The sequence below is a fragment of the Bradyrhizobium sp. NAS96.2 genome (genome assembly GCF_001908235.1).
Lineage (GTDB): Bacteria > Pseudomonadota > Alphaproteobacteria > Rhizobiales > Xanthobacteraceae > Bradyrhizobium.
Genome location: NZ_LGHK01000252.1, coordinates 1 through 8,521 on the forward strand (window position 1 = coordinate 1; position 8,521 = coordinate 8,521).

Sequence of the window (8,521 nt, forward strand, 5' to 3'; positions counted from 1 at the left end):
ATCGTCATCGCGCTTTAGATTCTTGTTTTCGCATGATCTTTTCGGAAAACCGCTTCACACTTTTCCGGATCATGCTCTAGCTGCGGTGGTTATGGGTCCCGGCCTGCGCCGGGACGATAGCTGGAGAGAGCTACGCGCTCTTCTTCTGGAACTGCCCGGTCGCGCGGAAGCGCCAGAGATATTGCGGGGCGACCGCTTCCATCGAATCCGGCGTGATGCCGAGGCCTGCGAAGGTCAGGCCGGCAGCCTTGGCGGCCTCCGACACCACGTTGTCCACCCGCAGCATCGCGACCTGGTCCGGGGTCAGGGTGAACGGGCCGGGCGCGAACTGCAGGACATACGACTGCAGCTTGGCGAGGCCGAACGGCAGCGGCGCCAGCATCCGGTCGCGCTGGGTGATCTTGAGGATGATCTCCATCACCTCGCGCATGGTCAGCACTTCCGGCCCGCCGAGCTCATAGGTGCTGCCTGCCTTCGCCTTGCCGTCCACCGCATCTGCCACCGCGTCCGCGACGTCGGCGACATAGGCCGGCTGCACCGTGTTGACGCCGCCGCCGACCAGCGGCAGCACCGGCGAGATCCGCGCCAGCGCGGCAAAGCGGTTGGTGAACTCGTCCTCGGGCCCGAACAGCAGCGACGGTCGCATGATGGTGGCCGACGGCAAGGCCGCCTGCACCGCCTTCTCGCCTTCCGCCTTGGCGCGGAAATAGCTAGAGGTCGAATTCTCGTCGGCTCCGATCGCCGAGACATGGACCATCCGGGCGCCGTTCGCGGCTGCCGCCTTGGCGATGGTCTCGGCGCCCTTCACCTGCACGGCATCAAAAGTCTGCCCGCCGCCCTCGGCCAGGATGCCGACCAGATTGATGGCGACCTGCGAATCACGCATCGCCGCCTCGACCGAGGCCGGGTAGCGCACGTTGGCTTGGACGGCATGAATCTGCCCGACCCGGCCGAGCGGCTGCAGATGGCCGGCCAGCTCAGGCCGCCGCACCGCGACGCGGACCCGGTAATCGCGCTTGCAGAGCGCCCGGACCACGTTCCGCCCCAGAAAACCCGATCCGCCGAAGACCGTGACTGTGGTGTCCAGGTTCGATGCCATGGGGTTCATTCCTGCCGGATTCGAGAGTTTTTGACGTGGGTTAGCTATCTGGCGATACGCCATCGACCCCACCATGTACAGGGTATTCGATTTTTCGTTTCCTGAATTTGACAAGCGCGTAACCGAACCTTACTAACGCGCCCACGCCCAGGTGGTGGAATTGGTAGACGCGCTGGCTTCAGGTGCCAGTGGCTTAACGGCCGTGAAGGTTCGAGTCCTTTCCTGGGCACCACCCATTTTCATAAGCGATTGAAATCGCTCAGCATCCGCGGGGTGGGTGTGGCGACGCCGTCACCCGCTACGCGGCTTCAGGCCGTTTCGGCCCCATGCTCCCGAAGTAGCGCGGCCCTCACACAATCCGCCGTCCCGCCCGCCGCGCGATCGGCTTCTGCACGAAATACATCGCGATCATTGAGATCATCGAGCTCGCCACGACGACGTAGCCGATCCGATCGAAATGCAGCAGCGAGCCGTCCGGGTTCTCGGCGACGATCGCAGCTGCGACCACCGAGCCCAGCCCGCCCGATAGCTGCTGCACGGAGGCCGAGACCGCGCTGAACGATCCGCGCTGGCTGGCGTCGGGGATGGCCGACATCAGCGCCTGCGACGGGATCATGCGTGAGAAGATGCCGACGAACATCAGCACGTTGACCACGATCGCGGTCAACAGCGAGACGTGGCCGAGATTGGTGTAGGTCAGCACCATGATCATGGTGACCACGCAACCGAATGCGAAGGTCGGATATTTGCCGAACCTGTCGGCGGCGCGGCCGACCAGTGGTCCCATGATGATGCTGAACAGGCCGGAGACCAGATAGATCGTCGGCAAATGCGCGATGTCGATGCCGAGATTGTGCACGGTGAAGGCGCTGCCGAACGGCATCAGCATGAAGCCGCCGGTCGCCAGCAGCGTGGTCACCAGGAAAGCCAGCGTGTAGCGCGGCTGGCCCACGGTCGCGATCAGATGGCGGAACGGATTGCTGTCATGCTGCAGCTTGAGATGTCCGTCGACCGGCTCCATCGCGATCGCAATCGCCGTGATCGCCGCAATCGACAGGCCGACGATGGCGACGAAGCAGATGTGCCAGTTCCAGTGATTGGCCAGGAAAAGTCCGGCCGGGACGCCGAGCACCTGGCTCGCGGCGAACGCGGTCTGCAGCACGCCCATCGCGCGGCCGCGCAGTTGCAGCGGAAACAGGTCGGTGACGATGGCGAGCACGACGGAGCCGATCACGCCGCCGAACAATCCGGTGACGATGCGACCGAGCAGCAGCACGTGGAAATTCTGCGCCAGCGCACAGAGCACGGTGCCGAGCATGAAGCCGACATAGAAGAACAGCAGCAGCTTCTTGCGGTCGAAGCGATCGGCAAAGCCGGCAGCGAGGATGCCGGAAATGCCGGCGGCGAAGGCGTAGGCCGAGACCGCGACGCCGAACTGCCCGGCCGTGATGTTGAGTGACGGCATCAGGATGGCGCCGAGCGGCGACATGATGATGAAGTCGAGGATCAGGGTGAACTGCGTGAAGGCAAGCAGCGCGATCAGGAACGATTGATAGCGCGTAAAGCCGCGCTCCTGCGGCTCGTCGTCGATCGGCGCGGCGATGGTCTGTTCCGACATGAGGTTCATTTCTGAAGATGAGTAGGACGTGCGGCGGCTGGGCTCAGATAGGGGCGCCGACCATGGATTTCATCGGCGCAGGCCCGCAAAAAAATGCGCGGAAGTGTGATCAAGAACCGCGAAATTCCAGCTTTTCCATATGGGTATTGCGGGGCCCCGGATCATCCCGTCGCCAATCGTTTGAATTGAAGCGTGGTTCAAATGCAACAGAGGTTGCGCGATGCTGGGCAGCCGTGTCGGGATATGGCAAGAGCGGGGCGTGATCCCCCGCTCAGCGGCGCGGCGACCGCCTATCCGCTCGCATCCCGGGCGTTTGGGGGCTAGTGTCGCCTGTCGAATCGAACCGAGACCCGAGGCCTTAATACATGACCATCCGCCTGCATCGCGGCGACCTGCCCGATCTCACGCGCTACACCGATTCCGTTGCGATCGACACCGAGACCATGGGGCTGCATCCGCATCGTGACCGGCTCTGCGTGGTGCAGATGTCGAACGGCGACGGTACCGCCGACGTGATCCAGATTCCGAAGGGGCACACCGATGCGCCGAACCTGAAGGCGCTGCTCGCCAATCCTGCGATCACCAAGATCTTCCATTTCGCGCGGTTCGACGTCGCGGTGCTCTACAACACCTTCGGGGTGATGCCTACGCCGGTCTATTGCACCAAGATCGCCTCGCGCCTGTCGCGCACCTACACCGACCGCCACGGCCTGAAGGATCTGGTGCGCGAGGTGCTGAACGTCGAGCTGTCGAAGCAGCAGCAGTCGAGCGACTGGGGTGCACAAAGCCTGAGCGAGGCCCAGCTTGCCTATGCCGCCTCCGACGTGCTGCACCTGCATGCGCTGCGCGACAAGCTGAACGTGATGCTGGCGCGCGAGGGACGCACCGATCTCGCGAAGGCGTGCTTCGATTTCCTCCCCGCCCGCGCCAGGCTCGATCTCGACGGCTGGGAGGCCGAGGACATCTTCGCCCATTCATGATTCCGCCCGTTCATGATGGGCGCGAATTCGTCGCTGCGGGGCCATTTCCGCCCCGTTTCGGCCAAACTGTTCACGCGTGGTCTCCCTGCGGGGGCGCGACGCGAGGTCCGGGCTGCATATTTGGGCGGCTCCGGCTAGAATAGGGGCAATTTCGCGCCTCTGGAGCTCAGGTGAATTCGGTTCAGAATCCAGCCTATGTCACTGGCCTCGAGGCGCGCTTTGCCGCCGCCGCGCGGCACAGCCGCATGGTGCGGATCCTGCGCGTCGCGGTGCCTGCCGTGGTTGGACTGGCGATGGCCTCGATCATCTTCGTCTCGGTCTACAATCCATTCCGCGAAATGATCCCCAAGCTCCCGGTCGAGATGGACAACCTCGTGGTCTCGGGTACCAAGATCACGATGGAATCGCCGCACATCGCCGGCTTCTCGGCCGACGGCCGGCCCTATGAGATGTGGGCCAAGGCGGCGATCCAGGACGTCACCGATCCCGACCATGTCGAGCTCAAGACGATCCGCGCCAAGGTGGCGCAACAGGATCAGTCGACGGTGACAATGGATGCGCGCACCGGCTTCTTCGACAACAAGAAGCAGCTGCTCGACCTGCGCCAGGATATCTTCCTGCAGTCGTCCACCGGCTATGAGGCCAAGCTGACGCAGGCCTTCGTCGACATCAACAAGGGCAACGTCTCGTCGGACGAACATGTCGACGTCAAGCTGCTCGAGGGCACGCTGACATCGGATCGCCTCAGGATCTACAACAGCGGCGAGCTGGTGCGGTTCGAAGGCAATGTCGTGATGTATCTCGACAAGCTCGGCGACAACAATCCGAGCCCGCCTGCCGAGGCCGCGCCACCGCCACCTCCGCCGCCACCGAAGGCGCGCAAATCCGCCAACACGAAATGAATTTGATGATGAGACGTTTTCCGCACGGCTTCGCAATCGCGGCCTTTCTGCTCACGCTGTTTGCAGCCGGCGCTGCGTCCGCGCAGGGTTCGATGTCGGGCGTTCCCAACGCCATGCAGGGCTTCTCGCAAAACCGCGACCAGCCCATCCAGATCGAGGCCGCTGCGCTCGAGATGCGCGACAAGAAGAAGGAGGCGACCTTCTCCGGCAATGTGAAGGTCGTGCAGGGCGACACCACCATGACCTCGAAGATCCTGGTGGTGTTCTACGAAGACAAATCGACCCAGACGCCCGCGCCTGCGCCGACCGGCACCAAGGGGGCCGCCGCCAAGGGCACCGCGCCGATGCAGTCGGCGACCCCTGGCCCCGGCGGTGCGTCCTCGATCAAGCGGCTGGAAGCCAAGGGCAATGTCGTCGTCACCCAGAAGGACCAGGTCGTCACCGGCGAGACCGCGATCTTCGACACCAAGACCAATCTGATCACCATGCTCGGCGGCGGTGGTGGCCAGGTGGTGCTGACCCAGTGCCAGAACGTGCTGCGCGGCGATCGCCTGTTGGTCGACATGACCACCGGCGTCTCAAGGGTGGAGTCCGACAGCGGCAAGGTGCAGGGGCTGTTCATCCAGTCGCAGGGCGGACAGAGCGGCAAGGGTGGCTGCGGAACGCCGGCTGCCCCCGGCACGGCCCCGGCGCCCTCGCCGCTTCAGCTCCTGCCGGGCAGCAAGTCGAAATAGGGCGCCAAGTAAGCTTCGCGTAAGGTCCAGCAGAATCAATTGGTTAGATAATATTTTGCGGTCGCGAGGTTGAAGCGCGAGGGGCAAGACTGTATCTACTGCTGCGGTTCGGCCGAAGATGCGCCTCGAGGGGGAATCTTGGTGGCCGGGCAGGGGCATCCACTCATCCAAGGCGCGGGTCACCGCGCTTTGCCGTATTATTTGAGCATGATCCGCGCACACGCGTCCGCGCTTGTCGCGCGGGAAGGCCGGCATCCGGTTTTCATGTTCGCAGGTTGGCGTGCGAATCGATTGGTCCGCAGGCAAAGTCGCGGGATCACCGTGAAAGGCTGAAGCGAAGCGGGGATGGTGGATTTTCTCGGCATGTTCCGGCGGCGCTCTGCGAAACGCAGCTCCGGATTTGCGCGCTCGCATGACGACATCACGGCGCTCGGCGACCAGTTCGGCGAGATGCTGACGTCGCCGGTGCGTGACGCGCCGCCGATGGCACGCGCCGCCTCGGTTCCTGCCGCCGAGCTGCCGCGATCCCAGCCCGCAGCAGCGCCCGCTCCGGCGCGGGCAAGGCCAGCCAGGAACAGCGCCCCGGCGGCGCCGCAGCTGATCAAGCGGCCGGGCTACCTGGCTGTGCATAGCGTGGAAAAGAGTTTTGGCAGCCGCCAGGTCGTGCGCGGCGTCAGCATCTATGTGCGCCGCGGCGAGGCGGTCGGCCTGCTCGGGCCGAACGGCGCCGGCAAGACCACGGTGTTCTACATGATCACGGGCCTGATCAAGGCCGATCGCGGCGCGATCGAGCTCGACGGCCACGACGTCACCAAGCTGCCGATGTATCAGCGCGCACGTCTCGGTATCGGCTATCTGCCGCAGGAAGCCTCGATCTTCCGCGGCCTGTCGGTCGAGCAGAACATCCGCGCCGTGCTCGAGGTCGTCGAGCCCTCGAAGAAGAAGCGCGAGCACGAGCTGGATTCGCTGCTCGACGAATTCAACATCACGCGGCTGCGCAAGAGCCCGTCGATCGCGCTGTCCGGCGGCGAGCGCCGCCGCGTCGAAATCGCGCGCGCGCTGGCGACGCGCCCCAATTACATGCTGCTCGACGAGCCGTTCGCCGGCATCGACCCGATCGCGGTCGGCGACATCCAGGACCTCGTCCGCCATCTCACCAACCGCGGCATCGGCGTGCTCATCACCGATCACAATGTCCGCGAGACGCTCGGCCTGACCGACCGTGCCTATATCGTCTATGCCGGTGAGATCTTGACTGAGGGAAGCCCGGAGGAGATCGTTAATGATCCCGATGTACGTCGGCTTTACCTTGGCGAGGAATTCCGCCTCTAACCCAAATTTTGCATCCGTCAAGCCGTGTACAAGCTTCACAGACTAAGATAAGCAAGAATCGAGCCAACTTTTAGGGTCGTTCTTGCCTCCATGGCGCTGACGCAAAGACTAGAGTTCCGCCAGTCGCAGTCGCTGGTGATGACGCCGCAGCTGATGCAGGCGATCAAGCTGCTGCAACTGTCGAACCTGGACCTGTCGACCTTTGTCGAGGAAGAGCTGGAGCGCAACCCGCTGCTGGAGCGGGCAGCCGACGGTCCGGAACCGCCGGTCGCCGGCGAGCCGGCCATGGACCGGCAAGACTACGGCGATTCCGATGGTTCCTCGAGCTACGGCGATGATGGCGACGGCTCCGACATGGCCGCAGGGTCGGGCGGCGAGGCCGCTTTCGAGCCCGGCCAGGAGGAGTGGCTGAACCGCGACCTCGGCACCCGCGCCGAGATCGAGCAGACGCTCGACACCGGTCTCGACAACGTGTTCTCCGAGGAGCCGGCGGAAGCGGCCGCGCGCGCTGCGCAGGATGCGCCACCGTCGGTCTATACCGAATGGGGCGGCGGTGCCTCCAGCGACGACGAATACAACCTCGAAGCCTTCGTGGCCGCCGAGCTGACGCTCGCCGACCATCTCGCCGAACAGCTCGCGGTGGCGTTCTCGGCGCCGGCGCAGCGCATGATCGGGCAGTATCTGATCGACCTGGTCGACGATGCCGGCTACCTGCCGGCTGATCTCGGCCAGGCCGCCGAACGGCTCGGTGCGTCGCAGCAAGCGGTCGACGAGGTCGTCGCCGTGCTGCAGAAATTCGATCCGCCTGGTGTCTGCGCGCGAAACCTGAGCGAGTGCCTTGCGATCCAGCTGCGCGAGCTCGATCGCTACGATCCGGCGATGCAGGCGCTGGTCGAGCATCTCGATTTGCTTGCCAAGCGCGACATCGCCGGCCTGCGCAAGCTCTGCGGCGTCGACGACGAAGACATCACCGACATGATCGCCGAGATCCGCCGGCTCGATCCGAAGCCCGGGCTGAAGTTCGGCACCTCGCGGACGCAGACCATGGTGCCCGACGTCTATGTGCGTCCGGGTCCCGACGGCGGCTGGCACGTCGAGCTCAACAGCGACACTCTGCCGCGCGTGCTGGTCAACCAGACCTATTACTCTGAGCTGTCGAAGACGATCCGCAAGGACGGCGACAAGTCGTACTTCACCGACTGCCTGCAGAACGCGACTTGGCTGGTGCGCGCGCTCGATCAGCGTGCCCGCACCATCCTGAAGGTCGCGACCGAAATCGTCCGCCAGCAGGACGGATTCTTCACCTATGGCGTCGCGCATCTGCGGCCGCTGAATCTGAAGGCCGTCGCGGACGCGATCCAGATGCATGAATCGACGGTGTCGCGCGTCACCGCCAACAAATACATGGCGACCAATCGCGGCAGTTTTGAATTGAAGTATTTTTTCACCGCGTCGATCGCGTCCGCCGACGGCGGCGAGGCGCATTCGGCCGAGGCGGTGCGTCACCACATCAAGCAGTTGATCGACGGCGAGGCGCCGTCGGCGATCCTGTCCGACGACACGATCGTGGAACGTTTGCGCGCCTCGGGCATTGATATCGCCCGCCGCACCGTCGCGAAGTACCGTGAGGCGATGCGGATACCATCCTCGGTGCAGCGCCGCCGTGACAAACAGAGCATGCTCGGTAATGCCCTTTCGGCTCCTGCCTCCTCGCCCGACCGCTCGCGCGATACAGCCCCCGTTTAGGTTACTTCTTGAGGATGGCCCCGTCCGAGTACGGACAGGTCCATGCGCTCGTTGCGTTCGCGTCAAATCGCGATAGTCTCAACCTTTCCAGGTCGAACATCGTCCAGAAG

General features: G+C 64.1%; 7 protein-coding genes and 1 tRNA gene. 6 read left to right on the forward strand and 2 right to left on the reverse strand.

Translation table 11 applies throughout. The features are described from left to right. Positions 1 to 130: 130 nt before the first annotated feature. Positions 131 to 1,099: a complex I NDUFA9 subunit family protein gene (locus AC628_RS37715; RefSeq protein ID WP_074131720.1), complete on the reverse strand. Its 969-nt coding sequence runs from the start codon at positions 1,097 to 1,099 to the stop codon at positions 131 to 133. 145 nt (positions 1,100 to 1,244) lie between these two features. Here AC628_RS37715 and AC628_RS37720 point away from each other — a divergent pair. Continuing rightward, a tRNA-Leu gene (locus AC628_RS37720) sits at positions 1,245 to 1,331 on the forward strand. Positions 1,332 to 1,448: 117 nt separating this feature from the next. Here the strand turns inward: AC628_RS37720 and AC628_RS37725 are convergent. After that, positions 1,449 to 2,717 carry an MFS transporter gene (locus AC628_RS37725; RefSeq protein ID WP_074131725.1) on the reverse strand — a complete coding sequence of 423 codons (1,269 nt, stop codon included), beginning with the start codon at positions 2,715 to 2,717 and terminating at the stop codon, positions 1,449 to 1,451. A gap of 365 nt (positions 2,718 to 3,082) precedes the next feature. On the opposite strand from AC628_RS37725, the gene AC628_RS37730 reads away from it, so the two are divergent. The 5 genes from AC628_RS37730 to rpoN all read left to right on the forward strand — a co-directional run bounded on the left by AC628_RS37730 (position 3,083) and on the right by rpoN (position 8,411). After that, positions 3,083 to 3,697 carry a ribonuclease H-like domain-containing protein gene (locus AC628_RS37730; RefSeq protein WP_074131721.1) on the forward strand — a complete coding sequence of 205 codons (615 nt, stop codon included), beginning with the start codon at positions 3,083 to 3,085 and terminating at the stop codon, positions 3,695 to 3,697. Positions 3,698 to 3,867: 170 nt separating this feature from the next. After that, a complete protein-coding gene (lptC, locus tag AC628_RS37735; protein ID WP_074131722.1) occupies positions 3,868 to 4,599 on the forward strand; it encodes an LPS export ABC transporter periplasmic protein LptC in 732 nt (243 codons plus the stop codon). Positions 4,600 to 4,604: 5 nt separating this feature from the next. Continuing rightward, positions 4,605 to 5,333, forward strand: a complete 729-nt coding sequence (locus AC628_RS37740) for an LptA/OstA family protein (protein ID WP_074131726.1) — start codon at positions 4,605 to 4,607, stop codon at positions 5,331 to 5,333. 345 nt (positions 5,334 to 5,678) lie between these two features. Next, a complete protein-coding gene (gene lptB / locus AC628_RS37745; protein WP_074131723.1) occupies positions 5,679 to 6,665 on the forward strand; it encodes an LPS export ABC transporter ATP-binding protein in 987 nt (328 codons plus the stop codon). Positions 6,666 to 6,755: 90 nt separating this feature from the next. Beyond that, on the forward strand, positions 6,756 to 8,411 hold the full coding sequence (gene rpoN / locus AC628_RS37750; protein ID WP_074131724.1) for an RNA polymerase factor sigma-54: 1,656 nt from the start codon (positions 6,756 to 6,758) through the stop codon (positions 8,409 to 8,411). Positions 8,412 to 8,521: the final 110 nt, after the last annotated feature.

Coding starts and splice junctions, on each gene's coding strand:
- AC628_RS37715 (WP_074131720.1), bottom strand. CDS start 1,099: ATGGCATCGAACCTGGACACCACAGTCACGGTCTTCGGCGGATCGGGT.
- AC628_RS37725 (WP_074131725.1), bottom strand. CDS start 2,717: ATGTCGGAACAGACCATCGCCGCGCCGATCGACGACGAGCCGCAGGAG.
- AC628_RS37730 (WP_074131721.1), top strand. CDS start 3,083: ATGACCATCCGCCTGCATCGCGGCGACCTGCCCGATCTCACGCGCTAC.
- AC628_RS37740 (WP_074131726.1), top strand. CDS start 4,605: ATGATGAGACGTTTTCCGCACGGCTTCGCAATCGCGGCCTTTCTGCTC.
- lptB (WP_074131723.1), top strand. CDS start 5,679: ATGGTGGATTTTCTCGGCATGTTCCGGCGGCGCTCTGCGAAACGCAGC.
- rpoN (WP_074131724.1), top strand. CDS start 6,756: ATGGCGCTGACGCAAAGACTAGAGTTCCGCCAGTCGCAGTCGCTGGTG.